The following is a 25,288-nucleotide window of genomic DNA, read 5'->3' on the forward strand; positions in this document are numbered from 1 at the left end:
GCTTTTTTATTCGGCGGCCTCGGAGGATTTCTTCCGCTTGCGCTCCGCCATTTCGAAAATCGCGCTTTCGAGGGCCTTTTCCAGTTCCCGCGCCCGTTCGATATAGGCGGGGTTCTGGCTGGCCGGGGTGCCGGGGACCCAGTGCTCGGCCAGATCGCGCAGGTTCTGGCGGTCGTGATTGTAGAACGTCTGCGCCGCCTGCGCCGCCTCGTATTCGGTGAGGCCCACGTTCTCCAGCACGTAGCGGCCCGCCCGGACCGAGCTGTCGAACAGCTCGCGCACGATGTCGTCGGCGCCGGCCTGATACAGCTCATAGACGTGGTTGCGGTCCTTGGCGCGGGCGATGATGTGCAGGTCCGGATAGGCGCGGCGCACATGGGACACCATCTTGACCACCCCTTCGGGATCATCCAGCGCCACGACAAACACCTTGGCCTTGGCAATGCCGGCCGCTTTCAGCAGCTCCGGGCGGGTGGGGTCGCCCAGAAAGCTCTTGACCCCGAAGCGGCGCATCAGCTGCACCGCCTCCATGTCGTGGTCCAGCACCACGGTCTTGAAACCGCTGGCCTGAACCAGCCGGTTGACGATCTGCCCGAAGCGGCCAATGCCGGCGATGATGACCGGGCCTTCCTCGTCGATCTCGTCCGGCTCGTGCTCCTGGCGGGCGTCGGCCATGCGTTTGGACAGGAAGTCATAGAGGATGAACAGCAGCGGCGTGATCAGCATCGACAGGGCAATCACCAGCAGCAGCTTTTCCGACAGGGCCGCCGGGATCACATTCAGCTGGCGCGAGAAGGTGAGCAGCACAAAGCCGAACTCCCCGGCCTGGGCCAGGCTGAGGGTGAACAGCCACAGCCCGCGGCGGCGCAGGCCAAAGGCGCGGCCAACCGCAAACAGCACTGCGCCCTTGGCAAAGATTACCAGCGCGGCCAGTCCGATCAGGTCGGCGGGATCCGCCAGGAGCTGGCGGTAGTCGATGCCTGCGCCGACGGTGATGAAGAACAGCCCCAGCAGAAGCCCCTTGAAGGGGTTGAGGTCGCTTTCCAGTTCATGCCGGAATTCCGAGTTGGCCAGCACCACGCCCGCCAGAAAGGCGCCGAGCGCCGGCGACAGGCCGACCAGCGTCATCAGGAAGGAGATGCCGACCACGATCATCAGCGCCAGCGCGGTGTACATCTCGCGCAGGTTGGAGGCGTGGATGAAGCGGAACAGCGGCCGGGTGAGGTAGATGCCCGCGAGGATGATAAAGGCAATGGCGGCGAGGGTGACCAGCGTCACCGCCCAGCCGGGCAGCCCGTCCACCAGTGACAAGGACCCGTGGCCCGCGCCGTGGCTGTCGCTTTCCAGAATGATGGAGCCATCGCTGGAGAACTGCGGGATTGCATAAGAGCCAAGCAGCGGCAGGAAGGCCAGTATCGGAATCACCGCAATGTCCTGGGTCAGCAGCACCGAAAAGGCCGAGCGGCCGCCGCCGGTGCGCATCAATCCCTTTTCGGACAGCGTCTGCAGCACGATCGCGGTGGAAGAGAGCGACAGCGCCAGGCCGATGGCCAGGCTGACGTGCCAGGGCTGGCCCATCGCCATGGCTGCCCCCATCAGGGCAAGGGTGGACAGCGAAATCTGCATGCCGCCCAGTCCCAGCAGCTTGTGCCGCATCGCCCACAGCGCGCGCGGCTCCAGCTCCAGCCCGATCAGGAACAGCATCATGACCACGCCGAACTCCGCGAAATGGCGCAGATCCTCGGTTTCGGTGCCGGTCAGGCCAAGCACCGGGCCGATGGCAATGCCCGCCGCCAGGTAGCCCAGCACCGAGCCAAGGCCGAGACGTGCGGCCAGCGGCACCGCGATGACGGCGGCTGCCAGATAAACGGTTGCCTGGTAAAAAAACTCTTCCATACAGAAGGTATCGCAAGCGCGCCGGTACCTTGGCAATGGCTTTGGCAGCTGCGGCGCGCTGATAAGGCAATTCGGCGCCTGCCGGGGGCCGGCGCCGCGGAATTATTGCTCCAGCAGGCGGATTTCTTCGCTGAGCTTGCCGATCCGGTCCAGCCGCCGCGAAATCCGCTCCTGGAAACCGCCGAGCTGGTCGATGATATCTGCCAGGGTTTCACCAGAATCGGTCAGCCTGGCGCTTTCGATCTTCAGCAGCACCCGGGTCGAGCTGAGGCCGAGGAAATGCCGGTGCATGACCTGGCAGGCGCTGGTGATGCGCTCGGCTTCCTGATCGACTTCCTTCATGCCGTCCTGCGAGCGCTTGACCTGGTCCTTCACCAAATCGCCGAGGATCTTGCGCTCGGCCTCCATGTCGACATTGCCCAGTTCGCGGCGTTCTTTTTGCAGCTGGTTGTCGCATTCGATCAGGATCCGCGCCATGCCTTCGACAAACAGGCTGTTGTTGACGGAGGATTTGATCTTGGCGAAGTTGCTGTTCTTTCCCATCACATGCGCCGCGAACCAGTCCGACATCTCGCGCGACATGGAGCCATAGTTCTGCGACAGCACGGTGACCGGTCCGCCCGACGGCTCAATCCGCGAGGCCAGCACCCGCAGGTTGTGCGGGATCGTGTGCATGGCGTCGAAATCGGCGATCAGACCTTCGGTTTCCTCGACCAGGGTTTCGGCATTGCGCAGCATGCCGGTCAGTTCCCGGATGCGGGCGTGCGGCTGGTTGCTGAGGCCGGTATCGCGGGCGATCAGCTCCTGGCTCAGCGCGTGGGCGGCGAACTGGTGGTAATTCTCGTAGCCGTGACTGCCCAGCCAGTCGAGCAGGTACTGGGCGCTGTCCTCAGGTTTGACCCCCTGGTCTTTCTCGCGCTTGAGCATCTGGGCGTAAAAGGCGCGCACCTCGCCGAACAGTTTGCTGCTGGGCTTGATCCGGGCAGAGAGGTAGCCGTCCTGGCAGGGGACAACCACGGCAAACACCCAGTAGTACAGCCCGTCCTTGGACTTGTTCTTGACATAGGCGCCCATGGGGTCGCCGCGCTGGATCGTGTCCCAGAACAAAGAAAACACGCCCTTGGGCATGTCCGGGTGGCGGATCAGCTTGTGCGGCGCGCCGATCAGCTCCTCCCAGGGGTAGGCGCCCACCCGCCGGAAAACATAGTTCCCGGCCTGGATCACGCCCCGGCCGTCAGTCCTGGAGAAGAACACTTCATGGAGGCCAAAGGGAGCCTCGCCGCTGCTTGGGCGCGTTTCAACACGGCGGTCAACAAAAGACACGGCAAATTCCACTTCTGTTTGAGTAGTCGTTGCGTTCGTCTTACGCCCAAACCCTTCCCGAGTAGTTAAGTTGGCAGCGGCGCATCTCGTTTTAATTGTGCCATTACGATCTGGCTCTGGACGCGTGAAACGCCCGGGTGCGGCAGCAGAATTTCGTGAATCAGCGTGTTCAGCGCCTGCAGGTCGGCGCAGTAGACACGCAGCAGGTAATCGGCTTCGCCGGTCATCGTCCAGGCGGAGGTGATCTGCGGCTGGCTGGCCACCAGCCGGGCGAACCCCTTGGACTGCTCGGGGCCGTGGCTGCCCAGATGCACCTGCACAAACCCCTGCACCGCAAGCCCCAGTTTGGCCGGGTTCAGCCGCGCCGCATAGCCCTCGATATAGCCTTCCGCCTCCAGCCGCTGGCGCCGCCGCCCGGCCTGGCTGGGCGACAGGTTGAGCAGTTCGCCAAGCTGCTGCGCGGTCAGATGCGCGTCTTTTTGCAGCGCCGCGAGAAGTTTCGTGTCTGTCGGATCCAGCATGCGGGATTTCTCCGTTTTTCAGGAAGAATGTGAAAAACCTGCGCATAAAGCAAGCGGCGCGCGTTAAACTACGCGGAAAACCTGTATCGGAAATGCGGTATTCTTGGCGCAAGATTTAATCCTGTCCCCACATCAGATGAAGGAGACGCGCAATGGGTCCGTTCCCCCACAATGCCCCGAAATCCGAGATTACCCCGGAAAACCCCGCTGGCACCGATGGCTTTGAATTTGTTGAATTTGCCAGCCCGGAGCCGCAGGAACTGCGGGACCTGTTCACCCGGATGGGCTATGAGCTGGTCGGCCGACACAAGCAAAAGCCCGGCATCGAGCTGTGGCAGCAGGGCGACATCACCTATATCCTGAATGCCGAGGCCGGCAGCTTTGCCGAAAAATTCGTCGCAGAGCATGGCCCCTGCGCCCCGTCGATGGGCTGGCGCGTGGCCGATGCGCAGAAGGCGTTCGAACATGCCGTCGCCAAGGGCGCCGAAGCCTATGACGGCGATGACAAGACCATGGACGTGCCCGCGATCAAGGGCATCGGCGGCTCGCTGATCTACTTCATCGACCAGTACTATGACACCTCGCCCTACAATGAGGAATTCGAGTGGCTGAAGCAGTCCAAGGCGCGCGGCGTCGGCTTCTACTACCTCGATCACCTGACCCACAACGTCTACAAGGGCAACATGGACAAGTGGTTCAAGTTCTACGGCGAGCTGTTCAACTTCAAGGAGATCCGCTTCTTCGACATCGAAGGGAAATACACCGGCCTGCTGAGCCGCGCGCTGACCTCGCCCTGCGGCCGTATCCGGATCCCGATCAACGAGGACCGCGGCGAAACCGGGCAGATCGTCTCCTACCTGAAGAAGTATAAGGGCGAGGGCATCCAGCACATCGCCGTCGGCACCGAGAACATCTATGACTCGACCGATGAGATTTCGGAGCGCGGCATCAAGTTCATGCCTGCCCCCCCGGAGAGCTATTACGACCTGAGCCACGAGCGCGTGCAGGGCCATGAAGAGCCGCTGGACCGGATGAAGAAACACGGCATCCTGATCGACGGCGAAGGCGTGGTTGACGGCGGCGAGACCAAGATCCTGCTGCAGATCTTCTCCAAGACCGTGATCGGTCCGATCTTCTTTGAGTTCATCCAGCGCAAGGGCGACGACGGCTTCGGCGAGGGCAACTTCAAGGCGCTGTTTGAATCGATCGAGCGGGAGCAGATCGAAAACGGCGAGATCCAGGCCGCCGAGTAACCGCCGGCGCTTGAGTGACAGGGCCGGGTCCGCACTGCGGGCCCGGCTTTTTCGTGTTCGTCTGCGTGTTCGGGGCCCGGCTGCCTGCAGACCGGGGGCTGGTGGTAGTGGGCAGGGGCAAAATGCCGTCCCGCCCGGATGCTTAGCTGTTGGGCATCTTCAGAGTGCGGTTGCGGCCGCCTTTCTGGTACTGCAGCTGGCTTTCGCCAATGGCAATCACCCGGCCGCCGTCGATGCGGTCGCCGACCCGCACCTTCATGTAGCGGCCCGACGGCAGCCGGACCAGCGCGCGGCGGTCAGAGGCGGTGCCGTAAACCCCGATCAGGTTCAGCTTGCGCAGATTGAGGGCGTTGTTGACCGTGGCGCGGCGGGCGACCGACGCTTCGGTCGGGATGCGCGGCGCGGCAGCAGCGGCAGCGGCGGGCACGGCGGCGGCGGTCTGCACCTGGTTCTGGGCATTGCGGCGGGCGCGGTCCACCAGATTGGCGAAATTCGCAGGCCGCTCGCGCGGCACCGCCGAGGCGGCAATGGCCAGGGCGGTGGCCGCCATCTGCTCTTCCCCGGCCGGTTTCACGCTGGCCGGGCGCTGGCGCGGGCGCAGCGAGGCGAGTTCGGCCCGGCTGAGGCCGCCCAGCCGGGCGCGCTCGGTCTGTTCCTCCAGATCCGCGGGCCGGGCTTTGGGGCGCTTGCGCGACAGCACCTGATTGCGGGCCACCTCTTCGGCCAGGGCTTCGGCGGCCGGGTCGCTGCGCTCCGGTGCGCGCGGCGGCACCTTCTTCGGGCGGCCCAGGTAGACCCTGATGCCGTCGGGGTTGAGTGTGCCTTTGGGGCTGGCCTTGACCAGTCCGCGGGCGTCCAGGTCAAAGTCCGCACCCGCCACGGCGGGGGAGGCAATCGCCGCCAGCCTGTCATCCCCGGCAAAGGACTCCGGCTGCGGCAGCGCCACTGCATCGGCGGCGATGTCCGGCTGGTCAATGGAGGCGGTATAAAGCTCATCAAGGCCAGGCGCAGCGGGGCTGGTTCCAAGATCCGGCGCAACCGGCCATACCCCGGTCGCGGCATAGCGCGCAGCCAAGGCCAATTCGTCCAGCGGCTCTTGCTGCGGTGCCTGCGCCGGGGCGGCAGGCACCGCCAAGCCTTCCTCCGTTTCGAAGTCCTCCAGCGCGTCCGGAATTGCCGCGTCAGCCTCAGCGGTCTCGTCAGGCAGCTCCGCGCCATCCGCGGCAGCTTCGTCTTCGGCAGAGGGCTCCTGCCCGCTGTCAAGCACGTCCGCCAGGGCCGCTTCGCCAGTGGGGGCATCCGCGGCAGCGCCAAGGACCTGCACGCCGGGGTCGGGCTGATCCGCCAGCACGCTGACCTGCGGCGCGATGGCGGCATCATCCGCATCCGTGCCGGGCTGCGGCACCACGGCGGCCGGGCTGTCTGTCCCGTCCGGCGGGGGGCTGCCGGGGGCGCCTTCGGGTGCTAGGCGGCTGTCTTCAGCAGGCGTGTCCGAGAAGAAGCCGCTTTCGCCGAATACCGCCCAAACCGCGACGGTGGCCATGAACAGCAGCAGCAGGGCCGTCAGGATCACCCCAAGGTAGCGCGGCTTGCCTTTGGCTGCCGGTTTGCCGGCATCCTCCTTGGGCGGCGGGGCCGGAGCTGCGGCAGCTTCACGCAGCGCTGCGGGGGCGGGCGGGATCTTTGGCTGCGGCGCGGCGGCGCCGGCCTGATCCGCGGGCTTGGCCGCAACAGCGGCCCCCAGCGGTTTCGCCGCAAGAGGCGGCGGAATACGGTCAGGCGCCGGCGCCGGACCCTGAACGGGCGGAGCAGAGGAGTTTGCGGCCGCAGCTTTGCTGCGGATGCTGGAGAACCCGTTGCCCTCCTGCGCGGAGCCGCCGGCTGCCGGTGCCGGCGGCGCAGGCGGAAGGCTGACCGGTGCCTTCGCATCGGCGGGCAGCGCCGGGGCATCCACAGGCGCGTCTTCTTTTGCTGCTTCCGCGTCCGGTTCCTGTGCGGGCGCCTGGGGCGGCTGCGGCGGGTCCAGGCTGGCGGTCGGAGCGGGCGGCTGCTGCTCCGCCGGCTGTTCGGCGGCAGTGTCCGTGGACGGCTCCGGTGTGTTCTCTGCCGGGGCGGGCGCGCTGTTTTCTGCCGTGTCCTCTGCCACTGGCGCCGGCAGCTTGGCCGGGCCGGCAACCTCTACCGCTTCGCTGTCGGGCTCTACCTCGGTGCCGCGGATCGCACGGGTGGTGCCAAAGAACGGCTCGCCCTGAAATCCGCTGTCTTCGGGTGCCGCGACAAAGCTCACCGGGCCAAATCCATGCTCCACCGCAAAGGTTTCCGCCTCGTCCAGCGTTTCCAGCGCCACGGCGGCAACATGGGTCAGGCTGCCGTCCGCGCTGATGTCAAAGGCCAGCTCATCCACCGGATAGGGCGTCGCCCCTTCCAGCGCAGCCCTGGCGGCGGCAATCCGCGCCTCTGCCGGCAGCTCACCGGTTTCCAATGTCAGATAGCGGATCTGGTCCTCTGGCAGGATCAGCTTGCTGAACACGCCGTCCGGCGCCAGCCGCAGCGCATCGGCGCGTATGTCCGCCAGCGCAGCAGGCAGATCCCCGGCGTCAAACGGGGTGCTGCCCACGTGCCGCCAGCCGTCTTCGGCGCGATAGAGAAGCGCAATACCATCAGCGGAAAGCGAAAGAGCAAAAGCCGGTTTCATGCCGTGGGTCAAACCATCCAAATCCATACTGCCCGGGGCCGCCCGACGCGCCCGGTGTTTTGCCGCGGACCTTAAAGCAGGAGATTGCCGAGTTAAAGGAAAAGACTGACGGCGGGGCTTGCGGGCGGCAGTTTGCCGTCCCCATCTAAGGGGCATTCGTAAAAGGAGCTTTTGAAGATGAAAGCAAGGAAACTTCTGGCCGCCGCACTGATGCTGTCGATGGGGGCAGGCGCTGCAGCCGCAAGCGAAGCCGCCGCCCCGCGGCAGATCACGGTCAATGGCGAAAGCACCCTGCAGATGGCGCCGGAACTGGCAACCATCACCCTGGGCGTGACCGAGGAGGCCGAGGAAGCCGCGGCTGCCATGGCGGCTGTGTCCGAGGCGATGGGGGCGGTGATCGCGCAGCTGAAGGACAGCGGCATCGCTGGTGCCGACATGCAGACCCAGCAGATCGCGATGCATCCGGTCTGGTCGCAGGACCGCTCCTACGACAACGGCGGCCGGCGCGAGATCACCGGCTTTCAGGCGTCGAACACGCTGATGGTGCGGGTGCGCGATCTGGACCGTCTGGGGCCGGTGCTGGATACAGTGCTGACCGCGGGCGCCAACCAGTTCCAGGGGTTGAGCTTTGGCGTTGAGGATACCGCCGCGGTCACCGACAGGATCCGCGGCGAGGCGGTCAAGGATGCGATGCGCAAAGCGCAGCAGCTGGCCGAAGCCGCCGGCATGGAGCTGGGCCCGGTGCGCACAATCACCGAGAACGGCGGCGGTGGCGGGCCGCGTCCGATGATGGCCATGGACATGGCCCGCAGCGAGGCGATGCCGGTCGAAGCTGGCGAGCTGACCTTCACCCATAATGTCTCGGTGGTGTTCGACATGGCCGAGCCGGGCGGCGCGGCAAGCGAATAACGAAAAAGGCCGGGCAGGGCGCCCGGCCTTTCTCTTTCAGGTAAACCGTGTCTCAGCCGCAAGCTTTGGCCAGCGCCTGGTCCAAGTCGCGGATCAGGTCGTCCGCATCCTCGATGCCGATGGACACGCGCACCACGTTGGGGCCCGCGCCCGCGGCTTCCTGCTGCTCCGGCGTCAGCTGCCGGTGGGTGGTGGAGGCGGAGTGGATGATCAGCGAGCGGGTGTCGCCCAGGTTGGCGACGTGGCTGAAAATCTCCAGCGAATCCACCAGTTTGACGCAAGCCTCGTAACCGCCCTTGACGGCAAAGGTAAACAGCCCGCCGGTGCCCTTGGGGTAGCAGGCCTGGGCGCGCTCGTAATAGGGCGAGGACGGCAGCCCGGCATAGGTCACATAATCGATCCGGTCGTCGTTCTCCAGCCAGTCGGCCACCTTGCGCGCGTTTTCGCAATGGCGCTGCATCCGCAGGGACAGCGTCTCGACGCCCATCAGCGTGTAATGCGCCGCCTGCGGGTTCATCGTCATGCCCAGATCGCGCAGGCCGATGGCGATACCGTGGAAGGTATAGGCCAGCGGGCCAAAGGTCTCGTGGAACTTGAGGCCGTGATAGGCCGGCTCCGGCGCCGACAGGGACGGGAACTTGTCATTTGCAGACCAGTCGAACTTGCCGCTGTCGATCACGCAGCCGCCGGTCACGGTGCCGTTGCCGGTCAGGTATTTGGTGGTCGAATGCACCACCAGCGTGGCCCCTTGGGCAATCGGGTTGCACAGGTACGGCGTGGCGGAGGTGTTGTCGACAATCAGCGGGATGCCGGCGCCATCGGTGATGTCCGCCAGCGCCCGGATATCGGTCACATAGCCGCCCGGGTTGGCGATGGATTCGCAGAACACAGCACGGGTGTTGCCGTCGATCGCCGCCTTGACCGCGTCCAGATCGTCGGTGTCAACGAATTTCGCCGACCAGCCGAAACGCTTGATGGTCTGGCTGAACTGGGTGACGGTGCCGCCATACAGCCGGGTCGAGGCCACCACATTGCAGCCCGGCCCCATCAGCGGGAACAGCGCCATGATCTGCGCCGCATGGCCGGAGGAGCAGCAGACCGCGCCAACGCCGCCTTCCAGCGTCGCCAGCCGCTCCTGCAGCACCGCAACCGTAGGGTTGGTCAGGCGGGAATAGATAAACCCGACCTCCTGCAGGTTGAACAGGGCCGCAGCGTGTTCGGCATCGCGAAAGACATAAGCGGTGGTTTGGTAAATCGGCGTCTGCCGCGCGCCAGTGGCCGGGTCCGGCTTGGCGCCAGCATGAATCTGCAAGGTGTCAAAGCCATAAGACGGGGCATCGGTCATGAGTGGGTCTCCCTGAAAACTCTCCTGCGTCGCGCGCACAACAGCATGGCTGCGGGCAGAAGGCAATCGCGCCAATGCCGCAGCGGAAACGGGGCCGGGCTGCGGTTTGCCCTGCAGTTCACAGCCGGTTTTAAACTGGAGGTTCAGCGCGGCAAGCAGGCTCCAGCGCCTGAGTTGCAGCCTGCGATTGCGGGCGGGAAGGCCAGATCCGCTTTTACCGGAATACCTGGCGTCCGGCTGCCGGATCAGCCGGCCTGGCTTTCGGTGCAGATGCGGCAGTCAGAATGAGTTCCAGCGGCGGCTGCTGTGTTATACGCGCTGCAAAATCCGAAGCAGAAACAAGTGGGTATCTGAAGTGATGGTGCCCCCACACGGTAGTTCTGCTCCCGTTACAGGCACCGCCGCAGCCACGTGCATCAGCAAAATAAGGGCTATCAGCCCCGTGCGGTTGCGGTCAACAGGCACGATTTGGTCTACGGGATGTACTACGGTCCAGAGAAGCCTTCTACAGACGGGGCCGTGGTCCCCGTGCTGTGGTCTGGCCTGCAAGGCCTTCAGGAGCTGCAGACTGCCCCGGGACCGCATGCAGGACTCACAGAGGACCGTAAAGCTGGCAGATGGCTCCCCCTACCTGGGAGCCGTTAATGCGCTGTATGACTCACACCGGTACGCTCTGCGGGCATTCTGGTTGCTGTAAGCGGCAAGGGGGGCGAGTGCCACCCCCCCCGCTGGGATAGCGTATACGGCCCCGCCTCGAGATTTGGCTGTGGAGGTCGTCAACCGGCAGCAGGCACCCGCATCCGGAAATGTCCGAATGGGGTCTCTGGCCAGCCTTGACGGTTTTCCGAGCTACGGCGGGTGGTGAGTGCATATTCCTGCAGATCCTACTAGACCGCAAACGCCAATGCACAGGGTCGCCATGCCACGGGCTGGGAGGAGGCCAGATTGCCCGCCCGTTGGCTGGTCTGGATGTCCAGGAGGCAAGGCCACGGGGAAGGGCTGCAGTCCTGCAGGGTCCCTCAGCATCGGATCAGACGGCAGGAGTTGATGCTGCTAAGTCATCTTAGTATGGGGAAGGGCGGCCCCCAGGGCCGCACCTGACCCTCACATATGAGGTCAGTAACTGCTCCAGCCGAGGTTACAGCCGTGGTCACAAACGCACAGACGCAAGAGAATGCACGTGAACGCCGCTACCGGCGCTTCTTCCAGGTTGTTGACGGCCTGGTTGAGGAGATCCAAGGCCACCAGTGGAACGCCACCGGTAAGGCAAAGCGCCGAGTGCGGGGAGAGCAGCTTCTCAAGCTGCGGGCTTCCGTGGAAACCTTGATCCGTGACAGCGTGGCCGTGGTCTACCAGCGCAAGCGGAAGGGGGAAGCCTCTGTCCACCTGAACAGGAACTGGTATGGCGGTGAGGCCTCGCCCGCGGATCTGACCTACAGCATCCATGTCGAGCGGGCCTATCAGGGAATGCTGGAGCTGGGATATCTGGAGCAAACCCAACGAGGCGTTCACGACCGCCAGGGCAGGAAGAACGGGTCTAACCGCAGCCGCCTCACCCGGTTCAGGGCCACTGACCACCTCATCAGCAAGTTCACAGCCAGAGAGCAGGAAGTGTTCCCCGTGATCGTGCCTCCTGAGCGAGGTCATGCCCCCATTAAGGTGCGGATCAAGAGTGCGGATGGCCCGGACGAGTTGTTCGCTGCTCCCGTGACCGCAGAGGTGCAGCAGATGGCGGATAACCTTTCCCGGATCAACCGGGTGCTGGCTACCCGCTGGTATGACCTGCATATCCCTGATGCCGAACTGGCAGATTTGCAGGCTCGGCTGGCAGAGGACCCCGACGGGGCGAAGCCTCTGGCGCTGGACCGGCGAACTCTCCACCGTGTCTTCAATGACAATGACCTGGCGACCGGAGGCCGGTTTTACGGGGGCTGGTGGCAGAATGTGCCAAAGGCCTACCGTCGTCACCTGACCGTCAATGGCAAGCGGATGGTGGAGATTGACTACTCCAACCTGCACCCCGCGCTTCTATATGCCCAGGAAGGTGTTGTGCCGCCTGTAGACTGCTACCGTGGCATCTTCGCCGCCGATGTTGAGGCACGGGGCGGTAATGAATTGCGCAGCACGGTCAAAGCCGCCTTCAACGCAATGCTGAATGCCGAGAAAGAGCTGCGGCAGGCCCCAAAGGGGGTAGAGCCGGGCAAGTTTTCCATGAAGTGGCGGGAGCTTTCAGATGCCGTGCTGGCAGCGCATAAACCCATCGCCCATCACTTCTATACCGGTGCCGGTAAGCGCCTGCAGCGAGCGGACAGCGATGTAGCCGAACGGGTGATGCTCGACTTCATCGACCGTGGCATCGCCATCCTGCCGATCCATGACAGCTTTCTCGTCCACGAGGGGCATAGCGACCTGCTGGAAGACAGCATGCGAAAGGCACTGCGGGAAGTATGTGGCGTCGAGACCAAGCTCAAGCTCGTCGAGCCGGATCTCAGCCGGGTTCTTGCCGAGCTTAAAGAGCAGCGAATGCAGGACCCCGAGGGCTTCGGCCTTGAGGTGTCGCAGGATATTGGTGAGATCCTCGCCTCCCGTGCTGGTCACGAAAAGAGGCTGGATGCGTTCTACTCGAGTGCGTCTCTGGGTACTTTTTGATCTGGGCGTCTATCTCCCAGCTTTCGGGGAAGGCTCTTTTACAGTGCCAGAGCCAAGACGTGACTGCTTGCCTCTATGGTTGCGCAGGCGGTCACCCATATGCTCAAAGGGAGTGGAAAACCAATCTTGGAAGCAGATTGCCAAACAGCGGTTCAGCCAATGCTGAAGGTAGCCTTACTCGCTCCCGTCATCGATTGCCGTGCAGTCGAACCAAGGGCTATTCAATCGAGAAAGTGAGAATATGAGCAGAACGGACATCAAATCTCTGAGTGCATTCGTCTGGGCCATCGCTGAGACACTGCGCGGCGATTTCAAGCAGTCGGAGTACGGCAAGGTTATCCTGCCTTTCGTTGTCCTGCGCCGCCTGGACTGCATTCTCGAAGGAACCAAGAATGCCGTCCTCGACTTGGCCGACAGCCTGCCCGAAGACATTGACGATGAGGCCCGCGATACGATCCTGTTTGGGACTGCCGACCAAAATCTTCAGGTCTACAACCTGTCCCGGTTCTCCTTCACCACACTGAAGGGGCAGGATGCCAAAGACATCCACAGCAACCTCCTGGACTACGTCACCAAGTTCTCCCCGAACGTCCGCGACATCTTCCTTGAGAAGTTCCTGTTCACGGACCAGCTCAAGCGGCTGAACGACGCGGGACTGCTGTTCACCGTGTTTGAGCAATTCTCCCAGATCGACCTCCACCCCGAGGCGATCTCGAACCTAGAGATGGGATACCTGTTCGAGGAGCTGATCCGCCGCTTCTCGGAGATCTCCAATGAGACCGCAGGGGAACACTACACCCCGCGCGAGGTGATCCGCCTCATCGTGTCGCTGCTCCTCATCAACGACCACGACGCCCTGACCGGCAGCGGTGTGATCCGGCAGGTCTATGACCCGGCGGCGGGTACCGGCGGTATGCTGTCCATTGCTGAAATGGAGATGAAGGCCCTGAACGAGCGGATTCGTGTCGAACTGTTTGGGCAGGAACTAAACCCGGAATCTTTCGCCATCTGCAAATCGGACATGCTGGTCACGGGCCACAACCCTGAGAACATCGCCTTCGGCAACACGCTGACCCAGGACGCCCACAAAGGCCGGGGTTTCCACTACATGCTGTCGAATCCGCCCTACGGTGTGGACTGGAAGAAGTACAAGGACAGCATCGTTGCTGAGGCGCAGGAGCTTGGCATGGATGGCCGGTTCGGGGCCGGTCTGCCGCGCGTCTCAGATGGGCAGTTGCTGTTCCTGCAGCACATGATCTCGAAGATGCGGGATGACGAGCAGGGAACCCGTATCGGCATTGTCATGAACGGCTCCCCCTTGTTCACCGGCGGTGCTGGGTCGGGCGAGAGCGAGATCCGCCGCTGGATGCTGGAAAACGACTGGGTCGAGGCGATCATCGCCCTGCCGACGGACTTGTTCTACAACACCGGCATTCAGACCTATGTCTGGCTGCTGACCAACCGCAAGACACGGGACCGCCAGGGCAAGGTGCAACTGATCGACGCCAGCAGCGACCGCTTCTGGAAGTCCATGCGCAAGTCGCTCGGCTCCAAGCGCCGCGAGATCCCGGCGGAAGCCTGCGACGAGATCACCCGCATCTATGCTGGGATGCTGAATGGCGAGGCGGGCTGGGGCGAATACTCCAAGGTCTTCAAGACCACCGACTTCGGCTACCGGGAGATCCGTGTCGAACGCCCCCTGAAACTGGCCTTCAAGGTAACCGAAGACGCCCTGCAAGCGCTGCAGGAGGCAAAGCCCTTTGCCAAACTGAACGCAGCCGAACAGGCGGCGATCCTGACCACGCTGCGGGAAGGCCTCCCTGCGGGCAAACGCTGGCTGGACCGGACCGAGTTCGAAAAGGCCCTGACAGCAGCGGTGAAGGCAGCGGGCCTCAAGGTCTCCGCCCCGGTGAAGAAGGCGATCCTGTCGGCCCTGTCGGAGCGGGACGAGGACGCCAAGGTCTGCAACGGCAAGGATGGCAAGCCGGAACCCGACACCGATCTGCGCGATCACGAGCTGGTGCCACTGGAGGAAGACTGGCGGGACTACGTGCAGCGCGAGGTTCTGCCCTTCGTCCCCGATGCGTGGGTGGATGAGAGCTACACCGACGCACAGGATGGCGGTGTTGGCCGTGTCGGCTATGAGATCAACTTCAACCGCTACTTCTACAAATACGTGCCGCCCCGCCCGTTGGCGGAGATCGACGCCGAGCTGAAGGCGCTGGAAGCCGAGATTGCAGGTCTGCTGCAGGAGGTGGTGGAGTGACTATGCACCGCCTCAAACACTTCTTGGAGAGAAACGACGGCGGATGTTGGGGCGATGACCCTACCGGGATCGACGACACAATTGTCCTGCGTTCGACGGAGCAGTCGGCAAATGGCGTTTGGCGCATTGCAGACCCTGCTGTGCGGCACGTTTCAGCATCTGAGCGGAAAAGCAAAACAATCGATCTGAATGACATCATTATTACCAAGTCGAGCGGCAGTGCAGATCACATCGGAAAGGCAAGCATTGCTGACCAAACCGTTGCTGAGCTAGGGGCAGTCTTTTCAAACTTCATGCAAAGGATACGCGTCAAGCGTGACGCATCACCAAGGTATGTCTGGCATCTACTGAACAGTTCAGTCGCAAGGTATCACTATAATGTCTACGCCACCTCGACCTCTGGTCTTGGAAATTTAAACGGTACAATAGTTGGGAACCTTCCATTTCCTGTCCAAGACCTCGTGACCCAACGCCAGATTGCCGACTTTCTGGACCGCGAGACCGCAAGAATTGACCTGCTGATCGAGAAAAAGCGGCGGTTGGTGGCGTTGCTGGGGGAGAAGGCAGAGGAAACTGTCCGGCAATGTGTCTCCTGGGGGCTGGACCCTAGCGTTTCGAAGAAACCGAGCCGTGTTCCCGCCGGAGATGACCTTGCCGAGCATTGGAGCGAACAGCCTCTATCTACTATCTGCCGTTTTGTTCAGGGCAAAGCGCATGAGCCATTCATCGAAGAGGATGGCGAATACATTTGCGTCACCGCTCGTTTCGTCTCCACAAATGGTGAAAAGTACCGCCGATGCACTAAAAACCTGACCCCGGCCAAGATGAACGATATTGCTATGGTGATGAGTGACCTGCCCAACGGCCGCGCATTGGCACGGGCCTTCCTTGTAGATCGAAACCAATTGTATGCGATCAATCAGCGAGTGTGTGTGATCACAGTACAGGAGGGAGATCCTCGGTTCTTCTATTATCAGTTGAACCGAAACCTCCAACTGCTGCGCTACAACGACGGCTTCAACCAAACACACCTGCCCAACCGGGCGTTCACAAAGTTGTACCTCAAGGTTCCACCAATCGATGAACAGAAAAGGATTGCGGACTATCTCGATACTGTGTCGCAGAGAACGACCGTGTTGAGTCGTAAAACCGATATCTCCATCGAACGCCTCAAGGAATACCGCTCCGCCCTAATCACCGCTGCCGTTACGGGGCAGATCGACGTTCAGGCCTACGCCAAGTCCGGCACCGTGGACCGGCGGCTGGATGCCATTCAGGAGGAGATGGAGGCATGAGCGATCCTATTTCCGATGTGAAGGCATTCATCACCGCGCAGCTTCGGGCGAACTGCGAACCGGCTGTTCCGAAGACGTCTGCGAGCAAACAGGTCCACCTATCGGTCTGGCTCACTCGGAGAAAACGCCGTCCGATTGGCTTCGAACTGGACCGCAAAACGGTCGTGAACATGTGGGTCCGGGCGTCGGAGGCTCCCGCGAACATTCCCGGCGGGGTAAAGATTACCCGAAAGGCTTGGACAGGCGAGAAATGGGCCAGCCCCGACGGGAAAGGCGCGAACAGCAACCTGCGTGGCTATGAGGATTTTCATGGCCAAGACCTCATCCGCCTGGGCGTGAAGACCCAATCGGATGCCGAAAAGATTTTGACCCACCTTTTGACCTAGCAATTTTCAGGAACCGCCATGTTGACCGGACAGCACACCACCACCGACATTCACCAGGAAAAGGTCTTCGAGGCCCATATCGTGGATTGCCTGACATCGGATCAGGGTTACCTCGAAAGGGACCCCGCCACTGGCTACGATGTGGGCTATGGATTGGACCGCGAGCTGCTGTTCCGCTTCCTGCGGGACACCCAGCCTGAGGCCTGGCAGACGCTGGTGGACCACTACAGCACTCAGGCTGAAGCCGAGGTTCTTAAACGGCTGGAGAAGGCCCTGAAGGATCAGCCCACCCATCAGGTGCTGCGGCAGGGGATCAAACTGGTCCCGAACATCAATTTCTCCCTCTGCTATTTTAAGCCCGCCTCCAACCTGAACCCGGAGCTGACCCGGCTGTTTGAGGCCAACATCCTGTCGGTGATGCGGCAGGTTCGGTATTCCTCGAAGAATGCTAACGCCATCGACGTCGTGACCTTCGTAAACGGCATCCCGGTGACCACGATGGAGGTCAAGAACCCCCTGACCGGGCAGACCTTCAAACACGCCGAGGCCCAGTACCGCAAGGACCGGTCCCCCGGCGGGGAGCCGCTACTGACGTTCAAACGCGGGGCAATCGTGCATTTCGCCGTGGACCCGGACAATGTGTCGATGACCACGCGGCTGATGAACGGAAAGACACGGTTCCTGCCCTTCAACAGGGGGCGGGATGGCGGCGCTGGCAACCCGGATGTGCCGGGGGAAAACCGTGCGGCCTACCTCTACAAGGACCTGCCGGGTGCGAAGGCCGTCTTCTCCCGTGAAGTGCTGCTGGACCTTATTGGCCGGTTCATCCATCTGGAGCGGTCTGGCGGCAAGGAAGTGCTGATATTCCCCCGGTTCCAGCAGATGGACGCTGTGCGGCGTGTTCTGACCGATGCACGGGTGAATGGCGCAGGGCAGAACTACCTGATCCAGCACAGCGCGGGGTCCGGCAAGTCCAACACGATTGCCTGGACCGCTCATCAGATCATTAATCTGCACGACGAGGCCGACCAGCCCCTGTTTGATACGGCGATCATCGTCACTGACCGTCTAGTGCTGGACCGACAGCTTCAGAACACGATCAGCGGCTTTGCCCAGACCGAAGGCGTGGTGAAGAAAATCGACGGCACCTCCCGTGATCTGAAACAGGCCATCGAACAGGGCAAGCGGATCATCATCACCACCATCCAGAAGTTCGGCACAGAGCATCTGGCGGCCATTTCAGGCCAGTCCTCCAACAACTTCGCCGTGATCATCGACGAGGCGCATTCCTCGCAATCCGGCAAGGCCGCACAAGCCATGAGCGACGCGCTGACACGGGAGAAGACCTCCTCCGAAGACATCGAGGATATGATCCTTGCCCATCAAGCCGCGCGAGGCCCGCAGAAGAACATCTCTTTCTTAGCCTTCACGGCGACACCCCGGAACGTGACGCTGGAGCGATTTGGCCGCGTGGGCGAAGACGGTCACCCGCACCCGTTCCATCTCTACTCGATGCGACAGGCTATCGAGGAAGGGTTCATCCTGGACGTCCTCCAGAACTACATGACCTACTCAGCTTACTATCAGCTGGAGAAGGCCATCGAAGAGGATCCAGCATTCAAGGGCAGAAACGCGCAGCGGGCAGTCGCGAGGTACGCTTCTCTTCATGCGACGACGATAGCCCAGAAGGTTGAGATCATCATCGAGCATTTCCGTCGACATGTGCGAAGTGAACTCGATGGCCAAGCGAAGGCCATGGTGGTCACGCAAAGCCGTGAACACGCGTTCCGGTACTGGCAGCAGATCAAAGCTTACATCGACAAGAATAGATACTCCGACCTGCAAGCCCTGGTAGCGTTTTCGGGTGACCTGCGCATAGACGACAACGACTGGACCGAGGCCGCAGCAAATGGCTTCCCGGAGACGGAACTACCGCAGCGGTTCGACACGGACGACTATCAGGTGCTTGTCGTTGCTGAGAAATACCAGACCGGGTTTGACCAGCCGAAACTGGTCGCGATGTACGTCGACCGCAAGCTGGCAGGGCTGCAAGCGGTCCAAACCCTTGCCCGGCTAAATCGGACCTACTCGGGCAAGGAGCGAACCTTTGTCCTCGATTTCCAGAACACGATGGATGAGATCCGTGACGCCTTTGCCCCCTTCTTCGAAGCCACGGAACTGGAGGAACGGACGGACCTCAATCAGATTTACGATCTTGAAAGCCGGATTTCTTCTTCGACATACATCATTCGCGGGGATGTTGAGCGTTTTGCCGAAGCCTTCTTCAAAGGCAATCTCAGCGGCCACGACCGGATCCGCCTCGAAGGCCTGGTAAAGGAAGCAGTTGGTCGTTTCGAGATGGATGACGACGAGGCACAGCAGGAGGAATTCCGGCAGCTCCTTCGCAGCTACACGCGCTTCTACTCGTTCGTGGCCCAGATCGTCGCCCTAGGGGATCCGTGGCTCGAGAAGCTGTTTGCTTACGTCTCGTGGTTGTCCCGCCTGCTGCCGTCACGAGAAGTCCCCGCAGACATCTCGATCACGGAGGACATGCTGCAGCTCTCAGCATTTCGGGTGCAGAAACGCGAAGAAGGCTCTGCATCCCTCCAACCTGGTGATGCCACCCAGCTGGCAGCCATCACCGAGTTCGGTGCAAACCGCTATTCGGAAGAGGAAGAGCGGTCATTGTCTGAAATCATCGTCTCCTTCAACGAGCGGCATGGGACCAATTTCTCAAGGGAGGACTTCCTCCGGTTCGAGCGGGTTAATCGGGACATCATGGATGACGAGATGACGGACATGATGCGAAACAACCCCGCTGATGTCGTCTATGGAGCGTTCGAACGTGCCTTCTTCCAAGGGATGGTGCGGATGTTTCAGCAGGACAATGAAATGCGGAGTGCGGTAATGACGGACAAGGTTGCCCGCGACCAAGCCACCCGGCACTTTTTCAATCGAGCGATGCGGATGGCCAACGATATTCGAACCTGAAGTTCTGTCTGACCTCCCCCTTCCGCTTGCGCTGGTAGACCACGGCCACGCTGTCACGGATCAAGGTTTCCACGGAAGCCCGCAGCTTGAGAAGCTGCTCTCCCCGCACTCGGCGCTTTGCCTTACCGGTGGCGTTCCACTGGTGGCCTTGGATCTCCTCAACCAGGCCGTCAACAACCTGGAAGAAGCGCCGGTAGCGGCGTTCACGTGCATTCTCTTGCGTCTGTGCGTTTGTGACCACGGCTGTAACCTCGGCTGGAGCAGTTACTGACCTCATATGTGAGGGTCAGGTGCGGCCCTGGGGGCCGCCCTTCCCCATACTAAGATGACTTAGCAGCATCAACTCCTGCCGTCTGATCCGATGCTGAGGGACCCTGCAGGACTGCAGCCCTTCCCCGTGGCCTTGCCTCCTGGACATCCAGACCAGCCAACGGGCGGGCAATCTGGCCTCCTCCCAGCCCGTGGCATGGCGACCCTGTGCATTGGCGTTTGCGGTCTAGTAGGATCTGCAGGAATATGCACTCACCACCCGCCGTAGCTCGGAAAACCGTCAAGGCTGGCCAGAGACCCCATTCGGACATTTCCGGATGCGGGTGCCTGCTGCCGGTTGACGACCTCCACAGCCAAATCTCGAGGCGGGGCCGTATACGCTATCCCAGCGGGGGGGGGGTGGCACTCGCCCCCCCTTGCCGCTTACAGCAACCAGAATGCCCGCAGAGCGTACCGGTGTGAGTCATACAGCGCATTAACGGCTCCCAGGTAGGGGGAGCCATCTGCCAGCTTTACGGTCCTCTGTGAGTCCTGCATGCGGTCCCGGGGCAGTCTGCAGCTCCTGAAGGCCTTGCAGGCCAGACCACAGCACGGGGACCACGGCCCCGTCTGTAGAAGGCTTCTCTGGACCGTAGTACATCCCGTAGACCAAATCGTGCCTGTTGACCGCAACCGCACGGGGCTGATAGCCCTTATTTTGCTGATGCACGTGGCTGCGGCGGTGCCTGTAACGGGAGCAGAACTACCGTGTGGGGGCACCACCAATTTTTCTAAAGCATTGTGCCGCATCAGCTTTTGCAACGAGCAAGGCGAGGCGTAGTCGTCAGCCGGAGACGTACTGCTCCAGCCGTCTAAGGTGCAATTCTATCCAGCCACTTTCTGAGGACTTCCAGCGGGTACCCTCTGCCGTATCCCTGACCAACCCCATCCGTGTGCCACCCGCCAATTTGGTCAGCAACATCCGCTGGGCATTCCACTGCACGGAGCCGGTCTCGCATGGAGTGGCGGAACCCGTGCATAGTAGCCCCCTTTGGCACATAGGCCTTTAGCCACTTGTTCAGGGCGGCGCTGGCCGAATTGGCGCTGGTCTTGTCTGAGGTGTTGTAGCGGGGAAAGGCGAACTTGTTTCCGTCCTGCTGGGAGTGGATGCGCCGGGCTGCCCACTCTGCAGAACCAGCCAGCGGAACAACCCTTCTGCTGCTGTCAGTCTTCAGGCTTCTCCACGGGTGCGGGGTAATCTTGGCCGCCCATCTGCCATCCTCCAGCTGGAAAATGTCTTCACGCAGCAGACCTGCAGCCTCCGCCAGCCGCATTCCGGTGTCGGCCACCAGCGCCACCAGCCAGCGCATTTCATCGTCCATCTGGTAGCACTGCTGTTGCACGGCACGGACAACATCCACTGGGATGGGGCTGCGGAGGGCCACGCCTGCACTCCGATCATAATAGACATTGGCAAAGGGGGAGGAGATGGAAAGCCCTTCTTCCGCCACGGCAAAGTTGAACACGGCGCGGACAGTGCCGAAGATCCGGGTAATGCTGCTCCCGGCAAGTCCCTTCTTGATCAGCGCATCCCGGAAGGCATTAGCGTCTGCCTTGGTGTAGTCCGGCAGAGGTTTGTCTCCGCAGACGTCGATTACATAGCCGCACGAGCGGTGTGCAGCCCGGCGGAAGGTCTCCGGCCTGCCAAGTCCTTTCAGGCGCAGGTATGTCAACACAGCCTCAGATAACTTCAGAGCATCAGTGGTGACATCTTGCCCGTCTCCCGGCGTCGGCACGGGACGGGGGAGGCCATGGCGCAGAAGATGCTTGCCGGGAAGGTCCGCGTCCTGGGTCCGCAGGTGGTACCAGTATTCGTCCAGCTTGAATGCGGCGCTGGCCGCTCTTGCCAAGGCCACAGGACGCGATCTGGTTCTCAGGGAATAGGAGATCCTGGCGGAGGAATAGTGCTTCCGAAGGTCCGCCGGGACACGCCGGGTGAAGTAAAAGATGCCCTCTTTCACGAAGACATGCTGGGAAGATTTGTACTCCAAAATGTACTACGCCTCGCCTTGCCAAGTGCAAAAGCTGATGCGGCACAATGCTTTAGAAAAATTGGTGGTGCCCCCACACGGCATATGGGAATCTAACAACAAAACCAAACAACACGAAAGTATAAATAAATTCAATATTTTGAACTTGCAGACAGGCCCAACTAGCTCCATGTTGGCACAGCCAAATTGCGGGCAAATAGCGTAACAACATTTGAGGGGGCGGCTAAAGATGCCGGGCATCCACAGGCTAGGTAAGAAAGAGGTTGAGCTTGCAAAACAGCCCGGGCAGCGCCTCGGTGACGGCGGCGGTCTCTTCCTGCACGTTAGGGAAAAGGGGGCGAAGTATTGGTCGGTGCAAGTCACCATCAAAGCCGCTTTTGGGCGCGGAAAGCGGGTGGAACTCGGCCTCGGCCCCTATCCAGACGTAACACTTGATCAAGCCCGCGATTTGGCAGCGGCAGCGCGGGAGCTGGCCCGCAGCGGCACTGATCCGCGTGAAGAGCGGCGCAAGCAGCTCCAAAAAAGTCAGACCTTTGAGGAAGTATGCGCGCTCGCATTCGAAGCCCGCAAAGCAGAACTCAAAGGCGACGGAGCCGCCGGGCGCTGGATGTCGCCCTTGAACCTCCACGTGATCCCCAAAATTGGGGACCGTCCAATCACCGAGATCACCCAGAACGACATTGTGGATGTACTGAAACCGCTCTGGCACACGAAGGCCGATACCGCGCGCAAGGGCATGAACCGTATCGGTATCGTAATCAAGCATGGCGCTGCGATGGGCTTAGACGTAGATCTTCAGGCCACCGACAAAGCCAAGGCACTTCTTGGAAAAAGTCGCCATGTTGCGAAGAATATGCCTTCAATGCCGTGGCAAGAGGTTCCCGCCTTCTATGGGAGTTTAGGTGAGGCGACAACAGAGCTTGCTTTGCGCCTGCTAATCCTAACCGGTGTTCGCAGCGGACCATTGCGCACGATGCACGAAAACCAAATTGACGGTGACGTATGGACCATTCCTGCCGAGGACATGAAAGGCAACAAGGGGAAGACCCAAGCCTTCCGCGTCCCACTCAGCGCAACCGCCCAGCTTGTTGTTGCCAAAGCACTGGAAGGCAGCCGGGACGGATACCTATTCCCCAGCCCGCGCAAGGGCGTGATCAGTGACATGTCCATGACTCAATTCATGAAGCGCCAAGGTCTTGAAGCGCGTCCCCACGGATTTCGCACCAGCCTCCGGACATGGCTGAACGGCACCGACGCCCCTTATGAGGTTAAGGAAATGGTTTTATCTCATAAATTTGGGAACTCCGCCGCTAAGGCGTATGACCGCGACGACTTCCTTGAGAAGCGTGCTGTATTGCTAGAACAATGGGCCAACCATGTGACGGGCGGCACCGGGCAGAAACTTCACTTGGTGGAGGCAGGCTGATGGTCGCACTGCCTTTTACATTCAGCGCCGAGGCTGGCGGCTTTGTGTACCCAACTGACCCCAAAGAGTTTGCACACCGCCTTTGGCAGTTCGTAGACGCAGAAAACGATCTATTTGCTGCTTGCGAACTGGCACATAGTGACCGCGAATATTATGACGAGCTACGGAGTTGGGCAACTAACTGCACCGACCTAGAAGGCTTCCCTCCGACCGCCTTAGCCACGCTGTGCAGGACGCTGGCCGCCCCAAGGCCGCCCCTGTGCAAAGGCCCGAAGCAACGGCGGAACGCTCGTTTGCAGGCAGTGTGGAAAGCTCTTTGTCGTGAATTCCCGGACCACCCTCGAAAGGCCCCCGGCGGCTTGGCAGACATCGTGGCTAGCTTGCCCGGCGTCCATGGCTCTGCTGATAGCCTCTACAATAACGTTCTTACCAAGCCGCAATAAATGCGGCTTGCGCTTATTGCTTACCAGCAAAGCCCAACACCTTAAGCCTGTGCCTGCCAACGCCAAAGCGGCATCAAACAGGAGGCTTAAGGCCATGAAGTATCTCAATATTCATCAAGTCTGCGAAAAACTTGGCGGTCGGTCCGCCAACTCCATCTACACGGATATCGGGCGCGGCCAGTTGCCGAAGCCCATCAAGCTCGGCAACCGTAATGTCTGGCCTGAAACTGCCATTGATGAAGCCATGGCGAACCTTGCCGAAGAACAGGGCGTAGATCTGCCCGTTTGATTTAGCAAACGCTGCTGAAACGGCATACGCCCTACTGGGGCACCCCGATCAACCATTCATCGCTATAGCAACAAAGGCTTTGCGGCAGCGCCCCGCAATACAGTTACGCTATTTGCCTTCAATTCAGGCCACAAAGGCACGTTCCATGGACGATAAGTACAACACCCTTCGCAGCATGAAAGCTGCGAATGCGCTGGCCATGTCAGCGCAAGAACTAACAGATGCGGCCGAGCGCGGCGAAACAATCGTGACGTCTGGTCTTAAGCTGCTTGAAGTTTGGGAGACCACCCCAGAGGTGTCGCCAACTATTTCAATAGACACAGGCGGCAAGAAGCATATTTTTGCACTCCCCGTTGCCGAACGCCACGTCGAAACAGTAATCGAAACCAAAGTGGATCACAGTAAGTTTGTGACAAAAGAGGGGGCTGGCGGCTTGCCTTGGGTTTGCCTTCCGGTCGAAAATGGTCAAGACATCCCGCTGGTCCCAATCATGCCCGGCACGGACGGTCTAGCGACTGCCAAGCGTCATGCGGTCGAGGCACTGCGCACAGTATTGACAAAAACCACGACCGCCAAAACAGCGCCGCCCAGCGCCACTATTGCCCCCGCGCCCCCACAGCCCCCGGCAGCGCCGCAAAAGCCACCAGCGGCCAGCACAAGGCCTGCCAGCACGGGCGCAACAGTACCGCCCCCGGCAGCACCGCCGCCGCCAGCCGCACCGATAGCACCCCTGCCGACCCAGAAAGGCATCTACAAGGTCGCAGCAACCGCCATTCACGGCCCGGCCCCCTCAAGTGACCAGCAATACCTTCACGTGACGCTGGTGAGCGACGACGACGAAACCGACAAGGTGGTGCTCCGTTTCTACCGCAACGCTAAGGGCGACTTGGCCCAAAAGTGGGACAATCTGCTGGCGCAGTTCTTGATCAAGCTTGGCATCCCAGAGATCAACGATACAGAGCAATTGCATGGGCGGGAAATCGCGCTGCACTGCAACTTCGGTAACCGCACCACCATCGCAGGCTTGGACACAGTAGCAGCTACGCTGGGCGTTTCGGCACACTGAGCGCCCTCAAGGGATTCAAAATCATTAAATATCAAAGCCTTAAATAAGCGCCGTACTTGCAAACCCGCCCGGCCTGTGCTAACTGTGGTGCGTTCCAAAGCGTTCTGGGTGTTGGCACAAAGGACTGGCGGCTGTCTACCGCCAATGTTCTGCCAACACCCGGCGATTTGCCTCGCTTGGAACCGGGAATGCAGCGCCCGCAAGACACAAAAGGAGTGAACTCACCGCCAGCCCT

17 protein-coding genes are annotated in these 25,288 nt (G+C 61.2%); 10 read left to right on the forward strand and 7 right to left on the reverse strand.

Features of this window, described 5'->3' with window-relative positions; all coding sequences use genetic code 11:
• Nucleotides 1-6: 6 nt before the first annotated feature.
• The 3 genes from R2C4_RS05395 to R2C4_RS05405 all read right to left on the reverse strand — a co-directional run bounded on the left by R2C4_RS05395 (nucleotide 7) and on the right by R2C4_RS05405 (nucleotide 3,740).
• Entirely contained in the window at nucleotides 7-1,896 is a 1,890-nt protein-coding gene (locus tag R2C4_RS05395; RefSeq protein WP_058284368.1) for a monovalent cation:proton antiporter-2 (CPA2) family protein, read from the reverse strand.
• 102 nt (nucleotides 1,897-1,998) lie between these two features.
• Complete coding sequence (locus R2C4_RS05400; protein ID WP_058284487.1) at nucleotides 1,999-3,219, reverse strand: PAS domain-containing protein; 1,221 nt, start codon at nucleotides 3,217-3,219, stop codon at nucleotides 1,999-2,001.
• Between the two features lie 65 nt (nucleotides 3,220-3,284).
• Complete coding sequence (locus tag R2C4_RS05405; RefSeq protein ID WP_008556450.1) at nucleotides 3,285-3,740, reverse strand: Lrp/AsnC family transcriptional regulator; 456 nt, start codon at nucleotides 3,738-3,740, stop codon at nucleotides 3,285-3,287.
• A gap of 152 nt (nucleotides 3,741-3,892) precedes the next feature.
• Between R2C4_RS05405 and hppD the strand changes: the two genes are divergently transcribed.
• Nucleotides 3,893-4,993 carry a 4-hydroxyphenylpyruvate dioxygenase gene (gene hppD / locus R2C4_RS05410; RefSeq protein WP_141889869.1) on the forward strand — a complete coding sequence of 367 codons (1,101 nt, stop codon included), beginning with the start codon at nucleotides 3,893-3,895 and terminating at the stop codon, nucleotides 4,991-4,993.
• A gap of 142 nt (nucleotides 4,994-5,135) precedes the next feature.
• Here the strand turns inward: hppD and R2C4_RS05415 are convergent, their stop codons facing one another.
• Nucleotides 5,136-7,688, reverse strand: coding sequence for a hypothetical protein (locus R2C4_RS05415; RefSeq protein ID WP_244940783.1), 2,553 nt, complete (start codon nucleotides 7,686-7,688; stop codon nucleotides 5,136-5,138).
• 177 nt (nucleotides 7,689-7,865) lie between these two features.
• Between R2C4_RS05415 and R2C4_RS05420 the strand changes: the two genes are divergently transcribed.
• Complete coding sequence (locus tag R2C4_RS05420) at nucleotides 7,866-8,597, forward strand: SIMPL domain-containing protein (RefSeq protein WP_141889870.1); 732 nt, start codon at nucleotides 7,866-7,868, stop codon at nucleotides 8,595-8,597.
• A 52-nt stretch (nucleotides 8,598-8,649) separates the two neighbouring features.
• Here R2C4_RS05420 and R2C4_RS05425 read toward each other — a convergent pair whose 3' ends face one another.
• On the reverse strand, nucleotides 8,650-9,942 hold the full coding sequence (locus R2C4_RS05425) for an O-acetylhomoserine aminocarboxypropyltransferase/cysteine synthase family protein (protein WP_141889871.1): 1,293 nt from the start codon (nucleotides 9,940-9,942) through the stop codon (nucleotides 8,650-8,652).
• Between the two features lie 1,146 nt (nucleotides 9,943-11,088).
• Here R2C4_RS05425 and R2C4_RS05430 point away from each other — a divergent pair.
• The 5 genes from R2C4_RS05430 (at nucleotide 11,089) to R2C4_RS05450 (ending at nucleotide 19,529) form a co-directional block, all read left to right on the forward strand.
• The gene (locus R2C4_RS05430) at nucleotides 11,089-12,591 is read left to right on the forward strand and encodes a hypothetical protein (protein WP_141889872.1); all 1,503 of its coding nucleotides are present in this window, start codon (nucleotides 11,089-11,091) and stop codon (nucleotides 12,589-12,591) included.
• A gap of 241 nt (nucleotides 12,592-12,832) precedes the next feature.
• Nucleotides 12,833-14,857, forward strand: a complete 2,025-nt coding sequence (locus R2C4_RS05435) for a type I restriction-modification system subunit M (RefSeq protein ID WP_141889873.1) — start codon at nucleotides 12,833-12,835, stop codon at nucleotides 14,855-14,857.
• Between the two features lie 2 nt (nucleotides 14,858-14,859).
• Nucleotides 14,860-16,152, forward strand: a complete 1,293-nt coding sequence (locus R2C4_RS05440; RefSeq protein ID WP_244940822.1) for a restriction endonuclease subunit S — start codon at nucleotides 14,860-14,862, stop codon at nucleotides 16,150-16,152.
• Nucleotides 16,149-16,538: a hypothetical protein gene (locus R2C4_RS05445; protein WP_141889875.1), complete on the forward strand. Its 390-nt coding sequence runs from the start codon at nucleotides 16,149-16,151 to the stop codon at nucleotides 16,536-16,538. Before R2C4_RS05440 ends, R2C4_RS05445 begins: the two co-directional genes overlap by 4 nt.
• 18 nt (nucleotides 16,539-16,556) lie before the next feature.
• Entirely contained in the window at nucleotides 16,557-19,529 is a 2,973-nt protein-coding gene (locus R2C4_RS05450) for a type I restriction endonuclease subunit R (RefSeq protein WP_141889876.1), read from the forward strand.
• On the opposite strand, the gene R2C4_RS05455 is transcribed toward R2C4_RS05450, so the two are convergent.
• Nucleotides 19,489-19,770 carry a hypothetical protein gene (locus tag R2C4_RS05455; RefSeq protein WP_141889877.1) on the reverse strand — a complete coding sequence of 94 codons (282 nt, stop codon included), beginning with the start codon at nucleotides 19,768-19,770 and terminating at the stop codon, nucleotides 19,489-19,491. The genes R2C4_RS05450 and R2C4_RS05455 overlap by 41 nt on opposite strands.
• Before the next feature lie 880 nt (nucleotides 19,771-20,650).
• A complete protein-coding gene (locus R2C4_RS05460; RefSeq protein WP_244940784.1) occupies nucleotides 20,651-21,829 on the reverse strand; it encodes a DUF6538 domain-containing protein in 1,179 nt (392 codons plus the stop codon).
• Nucleotides 21,830-22,058: 229 nt separating this feature from the next.
• Between R2C4_RS05460 and R2C4_RS05465 the strand changes: the two genes are divergently transcribed.
• The 3 genes from R2C4_RS05465 to R2C4_RS05475 all read left to right on the forward strand — a co-directional run bounded on the left by R2C4_RS05465 (nucleotide 22,059) and on the right by R2C4_RS05475 (nucleotide 25,053).
• Nucleotides 22,059-23,255, forward strand: a complete 1,197-nt coding sequence (locus R2C4_RS05465; RefSeq protein ID WP_141889879.1) for a tyrosine-type recombinase/integrase — start codon at nucleotides 22,059-22,061, stop codon at nucleotides 23,253-23,255.
• Nucleotides 23,256-23,792: 537 nt separating this feature from the next.
• Complete coding sequence (locus tag R2C4_RS21195) at nucleotides 23,793-23,987, forward strand: helix-turn-helix transcriptional regulator (RefSeq protein WP_167510242.1); 195 nt, start codon at nucleotides 23,793-23,795, stop codon at nucleotides 23,985-23,987.
• 145 nt (nucleotides 23,988-24,132) lie between these two features.
• Nucleotides 24,133-25,053, forward strand: a complete 921-nt coding sequence (locus R2C4_RS05475; RefSeq protein WP_141889881.1) for a hypothetical protein — start codon at nucleotides 24,133-24,135, stop codon at nucleotides 25,051-25,053.
• The last annotated feature ends 235 nt before the right edge of the window (nucleotides 25,054-25,288 follow it).

The sequence above is a fragment of the Leisingera aquaemixtae genome, from assembly GCF_006740765.1.
Classification (GTDB): Bacteria; Pseudomonadota; Alphaproteobacteria; order Rhodobacterales; family Rhodobacteraceae; genus Leisingera; species Leisingera aquaemixtae.